General features: G+C 73.2%; 14 protein-coding genes. 11 read left to right on the forward strand and 3 right to left on the reverse strand.

The features are described from left to right. The first annotated feature begins 15 nt into the window (after window positions 1-15). Window positions 16-1,533, forward strand: coding sequence for a tRNA (N6-isopentenyl adenosine(37)-C2)-methylthiotransferase MiaB (gene miaB, locus IE172_RS13145; protein ID WP_190097379.1), 1,518 nt, complete (start codon window positions 16-18; stop codon window positions 1,531-1,533). 57 nt (window positions 1,534-1,590) lie between these two features. Beyond that, window positions 1,591-2,310: a class III extradiol dioxygenase subunit B-like domain-containing protein gene (locus IE172_RS13150; protein WP_190097380.1), complete on the forward strand. Its 720-nt coding sequence runs from the start codon at window positions 1,591-1,593 to the stop codon at window positions 2,308-2,310. A gap of 124 nt (window positions 2,311-2,434) precedes the next feature. Here the strand turns inward: IE172_RS13150 and IE172_RS13155 are convergent, their stop codons facing one another. Continuing rightward, window positions 2,435-2,704 (reverse strand): antitoxin, encoded by a 270-nt coding sequence (locus IE172_RS13155; protein ID WP_190097381.1) that lies wholly within the window; start codon window positions 2,702-2,704, stop codon window positions 2,435-2,437. A gap of 22 nt (window positions 2,705-2,726) precedes the next feature. Next, window positions 2,727-2,993: a hypothetical protein gene (locus IE172_RS13160; RefSeq protein WP_190097382.1), complete on the reverse strand. Its 267-nt coding sequence runs from the start codon at window positions 2,991-2,993 to the stop codon at window positions 2,727-2,729. A 182-nt stretch (window positions 2,994-3,175) separates the two neighbouring features. Here IE172_RS13160 and miaA point away from each other — a divergent pair, with 182 nt between their 5' ends. From miaA to hflX, 6 genes are all read left to right on the forward strand, one after another. Continuing rightward, window positions 3,176-4,114, forward strand: coding sequence for a tRNA (adenosine(37)-N6)-dimethylallyltransferase MiaA (miaA, locus tag IE172_RS13165; RefSeq protein ID WP_190097383.1), 939 nt, complete (start codon window positions 3,176-3,178; stop codon window positions 4,112-4,114). A 108-nt stretch (window positions 4,115-4,222) separates the two neighbouring features. Continuing rightward, entirely contained in the window at window positions 4,223-4,726 is a 504-nt protein-coding gene (locus IE172_RS13170) for a hypothetical protein (protein WP_190097610.1), read from the forward strand. Between the two features lie 66 nt (window positions 4,727-4,792). Continuing rightward, window positions 4,793-5,662, forward strand: coding sequence for a diaminopimelate epimerase (dapF, locus tag IE172_RS13175; protein WP_190097384.1), 870 nt, complete (start codon window positions 4,793-4,795; stop codon window positions 5,660-5,662). 300 nt (window positions 5,663-5,962) lie between these two features. After that, window positions 5,963-8,128, forward strand: coding sequence for a RelA/SpoT family protein (locus IE172_RS13180; RefSeq protein WP_190097385.1), 2,166 nt, complete (start codon window positions 5,963-5,965; stop codon window positions 8,126-8,128). A gap of 98 nt (window positions 8,129-8,226) precedes the next feature. After that, complete coding sequence (locus tag IE172_RS13185) at window positions 8,227-9,762, forward strand: M1 family metallopeptidase (RefSeq protein WP_190097386.1); 1,536 nt, start codon at window positions 8,227-8,229, stop codon at window positions 9,760-9,762. Window positions 9,763-9,918: 156 nt separating this feature from the next. Beyond that, complete coding sequence (gene hflX / locus IE172_RS13190) at window positions 9,919-11,412, forward strand: GTPase HflX (protein WP_190097387.1); 1,494 nt, start codon at window positions 9,919-9,921, stop codon at window positions 11,410-11,412. 186 nt (window positions 11,413-11,598) lie between these two features. Here the strand turns inward: hflX and IE172_RS13195 are convergent, their stop codons facing one another. Next, on the reverse strand, window positions 11,599-12,816 hold the full coding sequence (locus tag IE172_RS13195) for a trypsin-like serine peptidase (RefSeq protein ID WP_190097388.1): 1,218 nt from the start codon (window positions 12,814-12,816) through the stop codon (window positions 11,599-11,601). A 510-nt stretch (window positions 12,817-13,326) separates the two neighbouring features. Between IE172_RS13195 and IE172_RS13200 the strand changes: the two genes are divergently transcribed. The 3 genes from IE172_RS13200 to IE172_RS13210 all read left to right on the forward strand — a co-directional run. Then, a complete protein-coding gene (locus IE172_RS13200) occupies window positions 13,327-15,174 on the forward strand; it encodes an IucA/IucC family protein (protein ID WP_190097389.1) in 1,848 nt (615 codons plus the stop codon). After that, window positions 15,069-15,740, forward strand: coding sequence for a GNAT family N-acetyltransferase (locus tag IE172_RS13205; protein WP_190097611.1), 672 nt, complete (start codon window positions 15,069-15,071; stop codon window positions 15,738-15,740). The genes IE172_RS13200 and IE172_RS13205 overlap by 106 nt, the downstream gene beginning before the upstream one ends. Before the next feature lie 122 nt (window positions 15,741-15,862). Next, the coding region (locus tag IE172_RS13210; protein ID WP_229886001.1) for an ATP-dependent DNA helicase at window positions 15,863-17,321 on the forward strand (1,459 nt) is incomplete at its 3' end.

The following is a 17,321-nucleotide window of genomic DNA, read 5'->3' on the forward strand; positions in this document are numbered from 1 at the left end:
CCTACCCTTGTCCGCATGAGCAGCATCGACCGGAGCCAGTCAGTGGGCGGCACGCGCACCTATGAAGTACGCACCTACGGGTGCCAGATGAACGTCCACGACTCGGAACGGTTGTCCGGGCTGCTGGAGGACGCGGGATACGTCCGCGCCCCCGAGGGTTCCGACGGCGACGCCGACGTCGTCGTGTTCAACACCTGCGCCGTGCGCGAGAACGCCGACAACAAGCTGTACGGCAACCTCGGCCACCTCGCCCCGAAGAAGGCGAGCCGCCCCGGGATGCAGATCGCGGTCGGCGGCTGCCTGGCGCAGAAGGACCGCGACACCATCGTCAAGCGGGCCCCGTGGGTGGACGTCGTCTTCGGCACGCACAACATCGGCAAGCTGCCCGTCCTGCTGGAGCGCGCCCGCGTCCAGGAGGAGGCCCAGGTCGAGATCGCCGAGTCGCTCGAGGCGTTCCCGTCCACGCTGCCCACCCGGCGCGAGAGCGCCTACGCGGCCTGGGTGTCCATCTCCGTCGGCTGCAACAACACCTGCACCTTCTGCATCGTCCCGGCGCTGCGCGGCAAGGAGAAGGACCGCCGGCCCGGCGACATCCTCGCCGAGATCGAGGCGCTGGTCGCCGAGGGCGTCTCGGAGATCACCCTGCTCGGCCAGAACGTCAACGCCTACGGCTCCGACATCGGTGACCGCGAGGCGTTCAGCAAGCTGCTGCGGGCCTGCGGGACGATCGACGGCCTGGAGCGCGTCCGCTTCACCTCCCCGCACCCGCGCGACTTCACCGACGACGTCATCGCCGCCATGGCCGAGACGCCCAACGTGATGCCGCAGCTCCACATGCCCCTGCAGTCCGGCTCCGACCCGGTCCTGAAGGCGATGCGCCGCTCCTACCGGCAGGAGCGCTTCCTCAGGATCATCGAGAAGGTCCGGGCCGCGATCCCGCACGCGGCGATCAGCACCGACATCATCGTGGGCTTCCCCGGCGAGACCGAGGAGGACTTCCAGCAGACCCTGCACGTGGTCCGCGAGGCCCGCTTCGCGCAGGCGTTCACCTTCCAGTACTCCAAGCGTCCGGGCACTCCGGCCGCCGAGATGGATGGGCAGATCCCCAAGAAGGTCGTCCAGGAGCGCTACGAGCGGCTGGTCGCACTCCAGGAGGAGATCTCTTGGGAGGAGAACAAGAAGCAGGTCGGCCGCACGGTGGAGCTCATGGTCGCCGAGGGCGAGGGCCGCAAGGACGACGCCACCCACCGGCTCTCGGGCCGCGCCCCCGACAGCCGCCTGGTCCACTTCACCAAGCCGGAGCAGGAGGTGCGCCCCGGCGACGTGGTCACCGTGGAGATCACCTACGCCGCCCCGCACCACCTCCTCGCCGAAGGTGCCGTGCTGGACGTGCGCCGCACCCGCGCGGGTGACGCCTGGGAGAAGCGGAGCGCCGAGAAGGCGGCACCGTCCACGGGTGTGCTGCTCGGCCTGCCCAAGGTCGGCGTGCCCGAGCCGCTGCCGGCGGTCACCGGGGGCTGCGCCGTCGACTGAGCCGCCGCCCGCGGTACCGGCACGCCCGGCGCGGGGATGGTGAGTAGGCTGCTGATCATGCTTGTCGCCGCCGCAGTCTGCCCCTGCCCGCCGCTGCTCGTGCCCGAGGTCGCCGCGGGCGCCGCCCCCGAGCTGGACGCCGCGCGAGCCGTGTGCACGGACGCGCTGGGGGTGCTCGCGGCGGCCCGGCCCGACCTGCTGGTGGTGGTGGGCCCGTCGGACGGCACCGGACCCGAGAGCTACCCGCCGGGCACCCCCGGATCCTTCCGCGGCTTCGGCGTCGGCATGGACGTGCGGCTGGGACGGGGCGACGGCGAGGACGCGGCCGGACGGCAGCTGCCGTACGGGCTCGCCGTCGGCGCGTGGCTGCTGCAGCGGACCGGATGGGCGGACGCTCCCGTCGAGGGACGGGGCGTGGGGGATTCCCTCATGGCCGAGCGGTGTATCGAGGAGGGGGAGGACATCGCCGGCCGGGCGGAGCGGGTGGCGATGCTGGTGATGGGTGACGCCAGTGCCTGCCGCACGCTCAAGGCGCCCGGCTACCTCGACGAGCGCGCGGCCCCCTTCGACGCGGAACTCGCCCGCGTCCTGGGCGCCGCCGACACGGCGGCCCTGCGCGCCCTGGACACCGGGCTGGCCCGCGAGCTGAAGGTGTCCGGACGGGCCCCCTGGCAGGTGCTCGCCGGCGCGGCGTCCGGGAACGGGGGACTTCGGGGCTCACTGCTCTACGAGGACGCCCCGTACGGGGTGGGATACCTCGTGGCCACCTGGTCCTAGGGCCGGACGGCGGCCGTCCGGCGGCGAGGGCCGGGCGGCGTCCGCGACGGTCCTGCCGGGACGGCGGCGGACGGCCGGGAGCACGCGGTGCGCGCCTCGGCCGTCCGTCGGTGTGCCGCTCGGCTCAGGAAGTGGGCGGCGGCCCGGCCGGCGGTGTGGTGCCCTCCCCGCCGGGACCGGGGTCGTTCTTGTGCGTGAAGCGGTCCACGGCGCCCTTGGCCTTGCCCGTACTCGACTCGATCCGGTCGCTGTACTTGCCCTTGGTCCGCTTGTCGACGGTCTGCGCGGCCCTGTCCAGACCGTGCTGGATCTTGTCCTCGTGCTGCTGCGCGAGCCCGGAGACCTTGTCCTTGGCCGGGCCGAGTTTGGCCTTCAGATTGTCCAGCAGACCCATGATGCACCTTCCTCGCGGCAATCTACGTGCGGGCGCCCTCACCGGCTTCGCTGCCGCTCTCGGCGGACTGCTGCTTCGGGATGTCGACGGTGTCGGCGGCGGTGGCCTGGCCACCCTCGGCCGCCGGCGGCTCGGCGGTCTCCGGCGCCCCGGCGGATCCCTTCGGTTCCGCGGTCCCGGCCGTCTCCTCCGATCCGGGCCCGGACGCCGGCCCGTCGGCCCGGGACTCGGCGGTCCGTGTCTCCTCCGTGGCCCGCGACCTCCGAAAAAGCCGTGCAAAAACGCCCATATCCACTCCATACGTTACTCGTGCGGGCGACATCCCGCGTTGCCCGGCGTGTCCGTTCGTGTGACCCGGGGCACCGCCGCCGCGATCCGGCGGCAGAGACCTCGCAACGGGCAACGACCCGGTCGGCGCCGCGTCACGTAACCCGTTCGAGAGCGGGGTGCGAGGTTTGGGAGACTGGATCAGTGAGCAGCGCACCCCTCGCCCCCCGCGTCATCGCCGTCGTCGGTCCCACCGCGGCCGGAAAGTCCGATCTGGGCGTTTTCCTGGCCCGGCGGCTCGGCGGTGAGGTCGTCAACGCCGACTCGATGCAGCTCTACCGGGGGATGGACATCGGCACCGCCAAACTGACGCCCGAGGAGCGCGGCGGGGTCCCCCACCACCTGCTCGACATCTGGGACGTCACCGTCACCGCCTCCGTCGCCGAGTACCAGCGACTGGCCCGGGAGCGGATCGACGCGCTGCTCGCCGGCGGACGCTGGCCCGTCCTGGTGGGCGGCTCCGGCCTCTACGTCCGCGGAGCCGTCGACGACCTCCGGTTCCCGGGCACCGACCCCGAGGTCAGGGCCCGCCTGGAGGAGGAGCTCACGCTGCGCGGCCCGGGAGCGCTGCACGCGCGCCTCGCCGTCGCGGACCCGGACGCCGCGCGGGTGATCCTGCCGAGCAACGGCCGCCGCATCGTCCGCGCCCTCGAGGTCATCGAGATCACCGGACGGCCCTTCACCGCCAACCTCCCGGGCCACGACTCGGTCTACGACACGCTCCAGATCGGCGTCGACGTGGCCCGCCCCGAACTCGACGAGCGCATCGCCCGCAGGGTCGACCGGATGTGGGAGGCGGGCCTCGTGGAAGAAGTGCGCGCACTCCAGGCGCACGGGTTGCGCGAGGGGCGTACGGCGTCGCGGGCGCTCGGCTACCAGCAGGTGCTCGCGGCACTCGCCGGGGAGTGCACCCTCGACGAGGCGCGGTCCGAGACCGTACGTGCCACCAAGCGCTTCGCGCGCCGTCAGGATTCGTGGTTCAGGCGCGATCCCCGGGTGCACTGGTTGAGTGGGGCCGCGGCGGACCTCGCGGAACTTCCCCAGCTCGCGTTGTCGTTGGTCGAACGACCGGTTACAGCCTGATCACGTCATGGCATCGGGACGCCCAGGCCGTCATCCGGGCCTGTGACGCCGTGCCATCATCGAGCTTCGATCGACCAAGTGGAGTCCTAGTTGGGAGGGCGCGTGGCGATGGAGGCCGGCCCTCGCGACACCGCACACGGCACCGAGCACCTCACCACCGAGCGGGGTGTGCCGGAGCAGGAAGCCGACCGTCTCAGCCCCGACGGTCCGGAGGAGACGCAGGGCGGGGTGACCGACGACGGCCCCGGCCCGGACGAGATGTTCACCGCCGGTGAAGAGGTCGAGGTGGAGCTGCGCCCGCAGCGCAGGCTGCGCCTGTGGCAGCTGGCGCCCATCGTCGGGCTCGCGGCGCTCGGCTCCCTGATGTTCGCCTTCCCGCTCGCCTTCGACTTCGGCGACAGCGGTGCCGTGATCGCCATGCTGGGGCTGCTGATCTGCTCCTGCGCCGCCGGCTGGGGGATGATGGCCGCCCGCAAGGTGGGCTACACCTGGCCGGGCCTGTCGGCCCGGGGCTCCGGACGCACGTCGGACTGGCGGGTCGTGGCCGCGTACTCCGTGATGGTTGCCGCCGTGGTGGCCCTGGCGGTCTGGCGGGTCGCCCGGCTCCGGTGACCCCGCGCCGGCCCGCGGGTCCGCGGGCGGCGACGCGCTGTCACCCGCACCCCGTACGATCGAGGAATGAGCACGCGGATCGCCTTCCTCAAGGGGCACGGCACCGAGAACGACTTCGTGATCGTCCCGGACCCCGAGAACGCCGTCGACCTGTCCCCGGCCGCCGTCGCCGCCCTGTGCGACCGTCGCGCCGGAATCGGCGGTGACGGCCTGCTGCACGTGGTGCGGTCCGCGGCCCACCCCGAGGCGAAGGCCATGGCGGCCGAGGCCGAGTGGTTCATGGACTACCGCAACGGGGACGGCTCGGTCGCGGAGATGTGCGGCAACGGAGTGCGCGTGTTCGCGCGCTACCTCCAGCGCGCCGGACACGTGTCCGCGGGAGACATCGCGGTGGCCACGCGCGGCGGTGTGAAGAGCGTGCACATCGACAAGGACGGTGACATCACCGTCGGCATGGGCCGGGCGCTGTTCCCGGCCGGTGACGTCACGGTGAGCGTCGGCGGGCGCACCTGGCCCGCACGGAACGTCAACATGGGCAACCCGCACGCCGTCGCCTTCGTGGAGGACCTCGCCCACGCGGGCGATCTGTCCGCCCCGCCCCCCTGCAGCCCGGCCGCCGCCTACCCGGACGGGGTGAACGTGGAGTTCGTCGTCGACCGCGGGCCGCGGCACGTGGCGCTGCGGGTGCACGAACGCGGAGCGGGCGAGACCCGGTCCTGCGGCACGGGCGCGTGCGCGGTCGCCGTGGCCGCCGCCCGCAGGGACGGCGCCGACCCGGCCCGCACCGGCACCCCCGTGACGTACACGGTGGACGTGCCCGGCGGCACCCTCGTGATCACCGAACGGCCCGACGGCGAGATCGAGATGACCGGACCGGCGGTGATCGTCGCCGAGGGCGTGATCGAGACGGACTGGCTGGAGGACGCCCTCGGCTGAACCGGGGCGTGGGCGTGGTATCCCAGCCCCCGGCCCGCACGGCGTGCGGATCCGCAGGGCAGGCGGGCGGACCGGCTGCGAGATCACGGCAGACCGCCGACGCGATGGCGTGAAAGCGACCTCCGGCCGACCTTCGCTCGATGGAGTGATCCGTTTCACGCTCGGCCGGAGGCGGTCAGCCTGGCGGGGTTCGGCTCGGTAGCATCAAGCACCGGCCCGGACGGGGGACGAACGCCGTCTCCTGAGCCCGAGTCCGCCCTGGGGCACACCGTCCGCCGGTCCACGCAGCCGGAGGTGCCCATGAACGCGGAGGCCGTGAATCCCGCGACCCCAGGCCCTGCGACATCTGGTCACGTCGCACCCACGGGAACACGCAGGAAGGCACGCCCCCGGCTCGACCTGCGCCGTCTCGGCCGTGCCGCACTGCTCGGCGGCACCGCGCGCGACCGGCTCCCCGACGCCATCGGGCACGTCGTCGACGCCCACCGCGCCCATCACCCCGACGCCGACCTCGAACCCCTGCGCCGTGCCTATGTGTTGGCCGAGTCCTCGCACCGCGGACAGATGCGCAAGAGCGGCGAGCCGTACATCACCCACCCGCTCGCCGTGACCCTCATCCTCGCCGAACTGGGGGCCGAGACCACGACCTTGACCGCCTCCCTGCTGCACGACACCGTCGAGGACACGGACGTGACGCTGGATCAGGTCCGCGAGGAGTTCGGCGAGGAGGTGCGCTACCTCGTCGACGGCGTCACCAAACTGGAGAAGGTCGACTACGGCGCCGCCGCCGAACCCGAGACCTTCCGCAAGATGCTCGTCGCCACCGGCAACGACGTCCGCGTGATGTCGATCAAACTCGCCGACCGGCTGCACAACATGCGCACCCTCGGCGTGATGCGCCCCGAGAAGCAGGAGCGCATCGCCAGGGTGACCCGGGACGTGCTGATCCCGCTCGCCGAACGCCTCGGTGTGCAGGCGCTCAAAACGGAACTGGAAGACCTGGTCTTCGCGATCCTGCACCCCGAGGAGTACGCGCACACACGCGAGCTGATCGTCCGCAACGCGGCCCGCGCGGACGATCCGCTCGCCGATGTCGCCGACGACGTGCGCAAGGTGCTCCGCGAGGCGGACATCACCGCCGAAGTCCTCATCCGCCCACGGCACTTCGTCTCCGTGCACCGGGTGTCGCGAAAACGCGGGCAGCTGCGCGGCGCCGACTTCGGCCGCCTGCTGGTGCTGGTGAACGAGGACGCCGACTGCTACGGCGTCCTCGGGGAGCTGCACACCTGCCTGACGCCCGTCGTGTCGGAGTTCAAGGACTTCATCGCGGTACCGAAGTTCAACCTGTACCAGTCGCTGCACACCGCCGTGACCGGAGCGGACGGCCAGATGGTCGAGGTGCTGATCCGCACCCACCAGATGCACAAGGTCGCCGAGGCCGGGGTCGTCGCCCTCGGCAACCCCTACGCCGCCCCGGAGGAGCAGTCCGCGAGCGACGGCGAGCGCGTCGACCCCACCCGGCCCGGCTGGCTCTCCCGGCTGCTCGACTGGCAGCGGGCCGCGCCCGACCCCGACACCTTCTGGTCCACCCTGCGCGAGGACCTCGCCCAGGACCGCGAGATCACCGTCTTCCGCCCCGACGGGGGCACGCTGGGCCTGCCCGAGGGGGCGACCTGCGTGGACGCCGCCTACGCGCAGTACGGCGAGGACGCCCACGCGTGCATCGGAGCCCGGGTGAACGGCCGGCTGGCGACGCTGAGCACCGTGCTGAAGGACGGTGACACCGTCCAGCTGCTCATGGGTCAGGACGCGGCCTCCGAGCCCTCCAGGGAGTGGCTGGAGCACGCGCACACCCCGGCGGCGCGGATCGCCATCCAGCGGTGGCTGACCGCACACCCCGCACAGGGCGACGCGGCTGCGGCGCACGCGGACGCGTCGTCCCGGCCCCGCTCCGACGACCTCGCCCCGCCCCAGTCGGGCATCCCGGCGGGGGCGGCGTCCGGCCGTCCCGCCGCCGCCCAGGTCCTGACCGACCGGGCCGGCGCGCCCGTCCGGCTGGCCGGCTGCTGCACGCCCGTACCGCCCGACGAGGTGACCGGCTTCGCGGTGCGCGGGGGAGCGGTGACCGTGCACCGCGCGCAGTGCTCCGCGGTGGCGCGCATGAAGGGCGTGGGGCGGGCCGAGGTCGGTGTCCGCTGGGGGGAGGGCGCCGAGTGCCGGGTCACCCTGGTCGCGGAATCGTTCGTCCGACCGCATCTGCTCGCGGACCTCACCGAGGCCATGGCCCTCGAAGGCGCCGAGATCGTCTCCGCGACCGTCGAACCGCCGGACCGGCAGCAGGTGCGCCACACCTACACCGTGCAGTTGCCGGACGCCGCCCGCCTTCCGGCGCTGATGCGCGCCATGCGCGACGTGGCCGGCGTGTTCGACGTGAGCAGGGCCCAGCCGCAGACCTCGGGCGCCTGACGGACGCACCGGAGCGTCCGAGCGGTATGACTGTCCGATCGGGTGGGTCGGACGCGCGCCGTCACCGGCGTTCACCGGCGCGCTGATAGCCGTGGGGCATGCCGCTCACCCCTCACGCCCCCGCCCCTCGCCGCCGGAGGGCGGCCACGGCGGTGCTCGCCCCCGCCGTCTGCGTCTGCCTGCTCGCGGCGAGCGACCCCGCCGTCCCGCTCGGCGTCGGCGACCGCCTCTTCCCCCACCTGGGCAACCCCGGCTACGACGTGCTCGCGTACGACATCGCGCTGGCCTACCCCGGCCGCAACGACCGGCCGCTCGAAGCCGTCACCACGATCGACGCCCGCGTCACCGCCGACCTCGGCCGGCTCAACCTCGACTTCGCCCACGGCACGGTCCGCTCGGTCGAGGTCGACGGCCGCCCCGCCGCCTTCACCGGCGCCGGCGAAGACCTGGTGATCACCCCCGTGAACGGCCTCGAGAAGGGGAAACCGGCACGCGTCACCGTCCGGCACACCAGCGACCCGAGGGCCGCCGACCGCGAGGGCGGCTGGGTGCGCACCGCGGACGGCCTCGCCCTGGCGAACCAGGCCGACGCCGCCCACCTGGTCTTCCCGTGCAACGACCACCCGTCCGACAAGGCGCTGTTCACCTTCCGGATCACGGCCCCGGACGGCCACACGGCCGTCGCGAGCGGCCTGCCCGCCGACGCCGGCCGTCCCGCGGGCCGCACACGCGGAACCACCACCTGGACGTACCGGACCCGGCACCCCATGGCCACCGAACTCGCCCAGGTGTCCATCGGCCGGTCGACGGTCGTGCACCGCACCGGCCCACACGGCCTGCCCCTGCGGGACGTCGTGCCCACCGGACTCCGCGCGGCGGCCGAACCGTGGCTGGCGAAGACCCCCGGCCAGATCTCCTGGATGGAGGACAGGACCGGTCCCTACCCGTTCGCGACCTACGGCCTGCTCCTGGCCGACGCGTCCATCGGCTTCGCGCTGGAGACCCAGACCCTCTCCCTCTTCGAGCGGGACATGTTCACCGACCCCGCCCTCCCCGCCTGGTACGTCGAGTCGATCATGGTGCACGAGCTGGCCCACCAGTGGTTCGGCAACAGCGTCAGCCCCCGCCTCTGGTCCGACCTGTGGCTCAATGAGGGGCACGCCACCTGGTACGAGACGCTGTACGCCCAGGAGCGGGGCGGCAGGTCCCTGGAAGCCCGGATGAAGGCGGCCTACCAGGCGTCCGACGCCCGGCGCGCGTCAGGGGGACCGCCCGCCGCACCCCTGCCCCCGGAACCCGGCCGCAAGATCGGCATCTTCCGGCCGGGCGTCTACGAGGGCGGCGCGCTCGTGCTCTACGCCCTGCGCCAGGAGATCGGCCGCGCCGCCTTCGAGCGCCTGGAACGGGCCTGGGTCACCCGCCACCGCGACGGCAACGCCGGGACGGCCGACTTCGTCCGGCTGGCCTCCGAGACCGCCGGACGCGACCTGACCGGCTTCCTGCACCCCTGGCTCCACGGCGCCACGACTCCGCCGATGCCCGGCCACCCGCGATGGCGGACCTCGGCCCGGGACGCCGTCCCCGCGAGGCGGCCGGTACCGCCCGCGCATCGACCGGGCCCGGGCCGGGAATAACACGATGACGAGACGGGCCGTACCGTGCGACCATCGTCAGGTCCGCACAGCGCGGGCGCGGGAATCTCCCGGGCCGCCCGCACGTTGTGCACAGTGACGGACGGTCCCACCGGGCCGGCTCCGTCGCAGACGGTTCACCGACGACGTAAGGACCCAATGACCTCCTCTTCTTCCCCTTCCCAGGACACCAAGCGCCGCGCGCACAGCCATCCCGAAGGTCTTCGGGCCGATGCCCTGATGGAAGAGGACGTCGCCTGGAGCCTCGAGATCGACTCGGACCGGGACGGCGACCAGCTCGACCGCTCCGAGCGGGCGGCTCTGCGCCGTGTCGCCGGCCTCTCCACCGAGCTCGAGGACGTCACCGAGGTCGAGTACCGGCAGCTCCGCCTGGAGCGCGTCGTACTCGTCGGGGTGTGGACCTCGGGGACCGTGGGGGACGCGGAGAACTCCCTGGCGGAGCTCGCCGCCCTCGCGGAAACGGCCGGCGCCCTCGTCCTCGACGGTGTGATCCAGCGCCGCGACAAGCCCGACGCCGCCACCTACATCGGCTCCGGAAAGGCCGAGCAGCTGCGCGACATCGTGCTCGACACGGGCGCGGACACCGTCATCTGCGACGGTGAGCTCAGCCCCGGCCAGCTGATCCACCTCGAGGACGTCGTCAAGGTCAAGGTCATCGACCGTACGGCCCTGATCCTCGACATCTTCGCCCAGCACGCCAAGTCCCGAGAGGGCAAGGCGCAGGTCGCGCTCGCGCAGATGCAGTACATGCTGCCCCGGCTGCGCGGCTGGGGCCAGTCGCTGTCCCGGCAGATGGGCGGCGGCAAGGGCGGCGGCCTCGCCACCCGCGGCCCCGGTGAGACCAAGATCGAGACGGACCGGCGGCGGATCCGCGAGAAGATGGCGAAGATGCGCCGTGAGATCGCGGAGATGAAGACCGGCCGTGAGATCAAGCGCCAGGAGCGCCGGCGCAACAAGGTGCCGTCCGTGGCCATCGCGGGCTACACCAACGCCGGCAAGTCCTCGCTGCTCAACCGCCTCACGGGCGCGGGCGTCCTGGTCGAGAACGCCCTGTTCGCCACCCTCGACCCGACCGTGCGGCGGGCCGAGACACCGAGCGGCCGGCTGTACACGCTGGCCGACACCGTCGGCTTCGTCCGGCACCTGCCGCACCACCTGGTCGAGGCGTTCCGCTCCACCATGGAGGAGGTCGGCGACGCCGACCTGATCCTGCACGTGGTGGACGGTTCGCACCCGGTCCCCGAGGAGCAGCTCGCCGCGGTGCGCGAGGTGATCAGGGACGTCGGCGCCACCGGCGTGCCCGAGATCGTCGTGATCAACAAGGCCGACGCGGCCGACCCGCTGACCCTTCAGCGGCTGCTGCGGGTGGAGAAGCGCTCCATCGCCGTCTCGGCCCGCACCGGCCGGGGCATCGAGGAGCTGCTCGCGCTCATCGACAACGAGCTGCCCCGTCCCTCGGTGGAGATCGAGGCGCTCGTGCCGTACACGCACGGCAAGCTGGTCGCCCGCGCCCACGACGAGGGCGAGGTGATCTCCGAGGAGCACACCGCGGAGGGCACCCTGCTCAAGGTCCGGGTGCACGAGGAGCTGGCGGCGGAACTCACGCCGTTCGTTCCCACGCCGGCCGGCTGACCCGCCCGGAACGGACCGAAGGCCCTCCCCCGCACAGCGCGGGGGAGGGCCTCCGTGCGCGCGGAGCGGGCGTACGTCCGCAACCCATGCCGCGACGACCCCCCGTCGGTACGCGCGAACAGTGTGCCGCGCGCCCGTGTGCCGGTCCGGTCCGGGAGCGCGGCGGCACCCGGACCGGGCCGCCGGTCACCGGCCGGCGAACTTCTCGCTGACCGCCTCGTACACGCCCTTGGCCTCGTCACCGAGGCGCGGACCCGCCAGCCAGCCCGACGTCACCGGGCCGATGGAGGTGTTGGACACCAGTGCCGGCTTGCCGTCCGAGCCGGTCGTGACCCAGCCGCCACCGGACGAACCCGCCGTCATGCTGCACCCGATGCGGTACATCGTCGGGTCGTTTGCGGCCAGCGACAGCCGGCCGGGCTTGTCCGCGCAGCGGTACAGCGTCTGGCCGTCGTACGGCGGAGCGGCCGGGTAGCCGGTCGCCGTCATCTCCTCCATGTCGGGCACCGCGGGAGCCGCGAAGTCCACCGGCAGCGCCGAACCGACCGTCTCCTCCAGCGACTTGCCGTTCCCGCCCTTCTCCGGCGTGACATGCATGACCGCGAAGTCGTACGAGGCGCCGTCACCGCCGGTGGCGCCGCCCTGCTCGATCCACTGGTCCGAGGTCTGCACCCAGTCGCCCCACCAGAGGCCGTACGGAGCGACCTCCTCCTTGGACGCGCCCTCCAGCTCCTGCGCCGACCTGCCCGAGTCGTTGTACGACGGCACGAAGGCGATGTTGCGGTACCAGCCGCCCTTCTTGCCGGCGTGCACGCAGTGGCCCGCCGTCCACACCATGTTGGACTTGCCCGGATTGGCCGGGTCCTGCACCACCGTCGCCGAGCAGACCATCGTGCCCTCGGGGGAGTCGAAGAACACCTTCCCGGCCTCGGGCGCGTTGGCCCGGTACGACGCCGGAACGGCCGCCGCCCGCACCGGCTCCGGCGTGGGATCGGTCACGCCCTGGTCGCCGGAGATGTCGCTCTCGTCGACCTCCTGCTCCGGCTCCTCGGCGTCCCGCATGCGGTCCGGGTCCCACAGGTCCTCGATGATGGGGTTGACGTAGTCCTGCGCCTCGCGCAGCCAGTCGTCCTTGTCCCAGTTCTTCCAGGCGCCGTCCCGCCACTTGTCGATGTCGATCCCGTGCTCCTTGAGCCGGTCCCTGATGTCGGACGGGATCTTCAGCTTGCCGTCGTCGGCGGCGGTCGCGGAGGCGTCGGCGCTCACGTCGGTGTCGCCCGAGCCGCAGGCGGTGACGGTGAGGGCGAGTGCCGAGACGAGGGCGACGGAGGCCAGCACGGGGGAGGTTCTGCGCCGGGCCCGCCCCTCTCGGCGAACGGTGGACGACGGCCGTATGGATCGCATGATCTGACTCCCCCTGAAATGAACGAACATGGTGCTGCGGCCGTCCTCACACCCTCGAACCGCGCGGAGTTCACAGGCGCTCCCACGGCCGTCGGGAACGGCACCACACACTATGCGCTCGCTGTGGGGGACATCCGACGGAACGGCAACGGTTCGGCCACAAGCCACCTGACCTGGCCGGTCGTCCGGCACTCCACCGGTCCGGCGCCCCGGGGCCACCGGGCGCGCGGGCGGCACGGCCGCGGAAGCCGGTGCCACCCGTAACCCGGTGGGCGGCCCGCTGTTGGTAGCGGTGGGGGCCCGCCGTCCGCACGGGGGAGCCCCCTGCCCAGAGTTCGGCGCGAGCACGGGGAGGACGGTGAACGGTGACGGACCCCCGGTCGGGCCGACGGCCCCGCGCATCGCGTGCTCCCAGCGCGACGGCCGTCACCCCGAGTCCGACCCTGACGGCCCCTTCTCCTGACGGACCCGTCGACGCCTCGCACCCTCACCCCCGCACGAGGAGCCGCCTTGCACACGCCCCCCGCGCCGTCCGACCGCACCGGCCCACTGGTCCCGCACCAGGAGAGGAGACCGGCCGGCACCGCCCGGCTCCGGGACGGCGCCCCCTGCCCGCTGGAACAGTCCGACCCGCGCCGGGTGGCCCAGGCGGCGGCCTGCGAGAACCTCCTGCGCTGCTGGGTACGGGAGTCGGACCTCCCGGCGCCGGCCGGTGACGAGCTGCGGATCCCCCTCCCCGCGAGCGGTACCGCCCTGCTCGTCCCGGTGCTGTACTGGTCCCCGGCCGGTCTGCACCGCTTCGGGCCGCCCCGCCTGGCAGGCGCCCCGGACCACGCCCCGCCGCTGGACGCCGTCGCGCTGGCCGCGCTCCTGGCGCGGGAGAACGCCGGCAGCGCGGACCCCTCGCTCCCGGCGGCCGGTGACAGCACCGACCTCACCGCACGCGTCGCCGACTCCGTCCGCCGGGTCACCGCCTTCGTCACCGCGCGGCGCGAGAGCCCGGACGACCACCCCGACCGCTTCCTCGCCGCCGAGCAGGCACTCGTCCTCGGGCATCCGCTGCACCCGGCCCCGAAGAGCCGCGAGGACCTCTCCGACACCGAGGCCGAGCGGTACTCGCCCGAGCTGCGCGGCTCCTTCCCGCTGCACTGGCTCGCCGTCGCCCCCTCGCTGCTCGTCACCGACTCCGCCTGGACCGAGCGCGGCCGCACCGTCGCCGCGCCCCGCCTGGCCGAACGGCTCGCCGGCCCCGGCCTGCCCCTGCCCGACGGATACACGGCCCTGCCCGTCCACCCCTGGCAACTGGGGCAGGTCCGCCACCGCCCGGACGTCGCCGGACTGCTGGACGCCGGACTGCTCCGCGACCTCGGCAGCCACGGCGACCCCTGGCACCCCACCTCGTCCGTACGGACCGTCCACCGCACCGGCGCCCCGGCCATGCTCAAGCTGTCCCTGGCCCTGCGCATCACCAACTCCCGCCGGGAGAACCTCCGCAAGGAACTCCACCGGGGCGTCGAGGTCCACCGGCTGCTGCGCACCGGACTGTCCCGGCAGTGGCGGGCCGCGCACCCCGGCTTCGACATCGTCCGCGACCCGGCCTGGCTCGCCGTGCGCCGGCCCGGCGGCGACCCCGTGTCCGGACTGGACCTGGTGATCCGCCACAACCCGTTCGGGCCGCACGACGACGTCGCCTGCGTCGCCGGACTCCTCTCACCGCGGCCCCGCCCCGGCGGACCCATGAGATCCCGGCTCGCCGAGATCGTCCTCCGCCTCGCCGCCCGCACCGGACGGCCGCCCGGGGCCGTCGCCGCCGAGTGGTTCCTGCGCTACCTCGAACACGTGGTGCGGCCCGTGCTGTGGCTGGACGCGGCGGCCGGCATCGCCCTGGAGGCGCACCAGCAGAACACGCTGGTCCTGCTGGACCCCGACGGCTGGCCCGCGGGCGGACGCTACCGCGACAACCAGGGCTACTACTTCCGCGCGTCGCGGCGCACGGAACTCGACGCCCGGCTGCCCGGCATCGGCGAGCACAGCGACACCTTCGTCCCCGACCCGGTCACCGACGAACGCTTCGCCTACTACCTGGGCATCAACAACGTCCTCGGACTGATCGGCGCCATCGGCTCCCAGCGCCTCGCCGGCGAACGGCTGCTGCTCGCCGCCTTCCGCCGGTTCCTCACCGAGGTCTCGGCCGGACCGGCCCGCACCCGCGGCACGCTGCCCGCGCTCCTCCTGGACTCACCCGTCCTGCGCTGCAAGGCCAACCTGCTGACGCGGCTGCACGGCCTCGACGAACTCGTCGGCCCGGTCGACACCCAGTCCGTCTACGTCACCATCGCCAACCCGCTGCACCCGTGACGGCCCGCGACACCGCCGGCTGGGGCCCGGCCCCGACACCCGCGGGCCCGTTCCGGCTGGTCCCCGTCCGGGCCGAACGGGACCTCCCCCTGCTGACCCGGTGGATGAACGACCCGGCCGTCGCCGCGTTCTGGGAACTGGCCGGACCTCCCGCCCGGACCGCCGACCACGTCCGGGCCCAGCTCACCGGCGACGGCCACAGCGTCCCCTACCTGGGCCTCCTGGACGGTACGCCGATGAGCTACTGGGAGATCTACCGCGCCGACCTCGATCCCCTGGCCCGCCACTACCCGGCCCGGCCGCACGACACCGGACTCCACGTCCTCATCGGGCCCGCCGGTGACCGGGGCCGGGGCCTCGGTGGCATCCTGCTCAGGACCGTCGCCGACCTCGCCCTCGACCACCGGCCCCGCTCACCCCGGATCGTCGCGGAACCCGACGTGCGCAACGTCCCCTCCGTCACCGCGTTCCTCAAGGCCGGCTTCCGTTTCTTCGCCGAGGCGGACCTGCCGGCCAAGCGGGCCGCCCTCATGGTCAGGGACCGCTCCCTGCGCCATGTGCTGTAGCGCTCGCCCCCCAGTGCCCCCGCACGCCCCTCCCGACCCGAACGAGGAGACGTCTTGATCGCATGCCCCTCCCTCGCCGTGAGCGCACGGATGTCAGTCCCGGGTCGTAGGGTGGTCGCGCTATGACGAAGCCCTCACTCCCCGAACTCCTGCACGCCGCCGTGGCCGCCGTCGGCGGCACGGAGCGTCCCGGCCAGGTGACCATGGCCGAAGCCGTCGCCGAGGCGATCGACGACGGCGCCCATCTGCTGGTCCAGGCCGGCACCGGCACCGGAAAGTCCCTGGGCTACCTGGTGCCCGCGCTCGCGCACGGGGAGCGTGTGGTGGTGGCGACGGCCACCCTGGCCCTGCAGCGCCAGCTCGTCGAGCGGGACCTGCCGCGCACGGTGGAGTCCCTGCATCCGCTGCTGCGCCGGCGCCCGGAGTTCGCGATGCTCAAGGGCCGCTCCAACTACCTGTGCCTGCACCGGCTGCACGAGGGCGTGCCGCAGGACGAGGAGGAGGGGCTGTTCGACCAGTTCGAGGCGGCGGCCCCCACCAGCAAGCTGGGCCAGGACCTGCTGCGCCTGCGTGACTGGTCGGACGAGACGGAGACCGGCGACCGGGACGACCTCACGCCGGGCGTGTCCGACCGGGCCTGGTCCCAGGTCTCGGTGTCGTCGCGGGAGTGCCTCGGCGCCACGAAGTGCGCGTACGGTGCCGAGTGCTTCGCCGAGTCCGCCCGTGAGCGCGCCAAGCTCGCCGAGGTGGTCGTCACCAACCACGCCCTGCTCGCGATCGACGCCATCGAGGGCGCCCCCGTGCTCCCGCAGCACGAGGTGCTCATCGTCGACGAGGCCCACGAGCTGGTCTCCCGGGTCACCGGTGTCGCCACCGGGGAGCTCACTCCCGGACAGGTCAACCGGGCGGTGCGGCGCGCGGCGAAGCTCGTCGACGAGAAGGCCGCGGACCAGCTCCAGACCGCCGCCGAAGGGTTCGAACGGCTGATGGAGCTGGCCCTCCCGGGCCGCCTGGAGGAGATCCCGGAGGACCTCGGCTACGCGCTCATGGCGCTGCGCGACGCGAGCCGGACCGTCATCTCGGCGATCGGCGGCACCCGCGACAGGTCCGTCCAGGACGAGGACGCGGTCCGCAAGCAGGCGCTGGCCTCCGTGGAGAGCGTGCACGACGTGGCCGAGCGGATCACGAACGGCTCGGAGTGGGACGTCGTCTGGTACGAGCGCCACGACCGCTTCGGGGCGTCGCTGCGCGTCGCCCCCATGTCCGTGTCGGGCCTGCTGCGCGAGAAGCTCTTCACCGACCGCTCCGTCGTCCTGACCTCCGCGACGCTGAAGCTGGGCGGCGACTTCAACGGCGTCGGGGCGTCGCTGGGGCTCGGCGCCGAGGGGGTCGAGGGCGACGACCTCCCGCAGTGGAAGGGGGTGGACGTCGGCTCGCCGTTCGACTACCCCAGGCAGGGCATCCTGTACGTCGCCAAGCACCTGGCCCGCCCGGCCCGGGACGGGGACCGCGCGGACATGCTGGACGAGCTCACGGAGCTGATCCGGGCGGCGGGCGGCCGCACCCTGGGGCTGTTCTCCT

Origin of the sequence: Streptomyces griseoflavus (assembly GCF_014649995.1) — a bacterium.
GTDB lineage: Bacteria > Actinomycetota > Actinomycetes > Streptomycetales > Streptomycetaceae > Streptomyces > Streptomyces griseoflavus.

What these genes read in the sequence shown, in the direction of transcription:
- miaB (WP_190097379.1), top strand. Translation starts at nt 16, where the DNA reads ATGAGCAGCATCGACCGGAGCCAGTCAGTGGGCGGCACGCGCACCTAT.
- IE172_RS13150 (WP_190097380.1), top strand. Translation starts at nt 1,591, where the DNA reads ATGCTTGTCGCCGCCGCAGTCTGCCCCTGCCCGCCGCTGCTCGTGCCC.
- IE172_RS13155 (WP_190097381.1), bottom strand. Translation starts at nt 2,704, where the DNA reads ATGGGTCTGCTGGACAATCTGAAGGCCAAACTCGGCCCGGCCAAGGAC.
- IE172_RS13160 (WP_190097382.1), bottom strand. Translation starts at nt 2,993, where the DNA reads ATGGGCGTTTTTGCACGGCTTTTTCGGAGGTCGCGGGCCACGGAGGAG.
- IE172_RS13170 (WP_190097610.1), top strand. Translation starts at nt 4,223, where the DNA reads ATGGAGGCCGGCCCTCGCGACACCGCACACGGCACCGAGCACCTCACC.
- dapF (WP_190097384.1), top strand. Translation starts at nt 4,793, where the DNA reads ATGAGCACGCGGATCGCCTTCCTCAAGGGGCACGGCACCGAGAACGAC.
- IE172_RS13180 (WP_190097385.1), top strand. Translation starts at nt 5,963, where the DNA reads ATGAACGCGGAGGCCGTGAATCCCGCGACCCCAGGCCCTGCGACATCT.
- IE172_RS13185 (WP_190097386.1), top strand. Translation starts at nt 8,227, where the DNA reads ATGCCGCTCACCCCTCACGCCCCCGCCCCTCGCCGCCGGAGGGCGGCC.
- hflX (WP_190097387.1), top strand. Translation starts at nt 9,919, where the DNA reads ATGACCTCCTCTTCTTCCCCTTCCCAGGACACCAAGCGCCGCGCGCAC.
- IE172_RS13195 (WP_190097388.1), bottom strand. Translation starts at nt 12,816, where the DNA reads ATGCGATCCATACGGCCGTCGTCCACCGTTCGCCGAGAGGGGCGGGCC.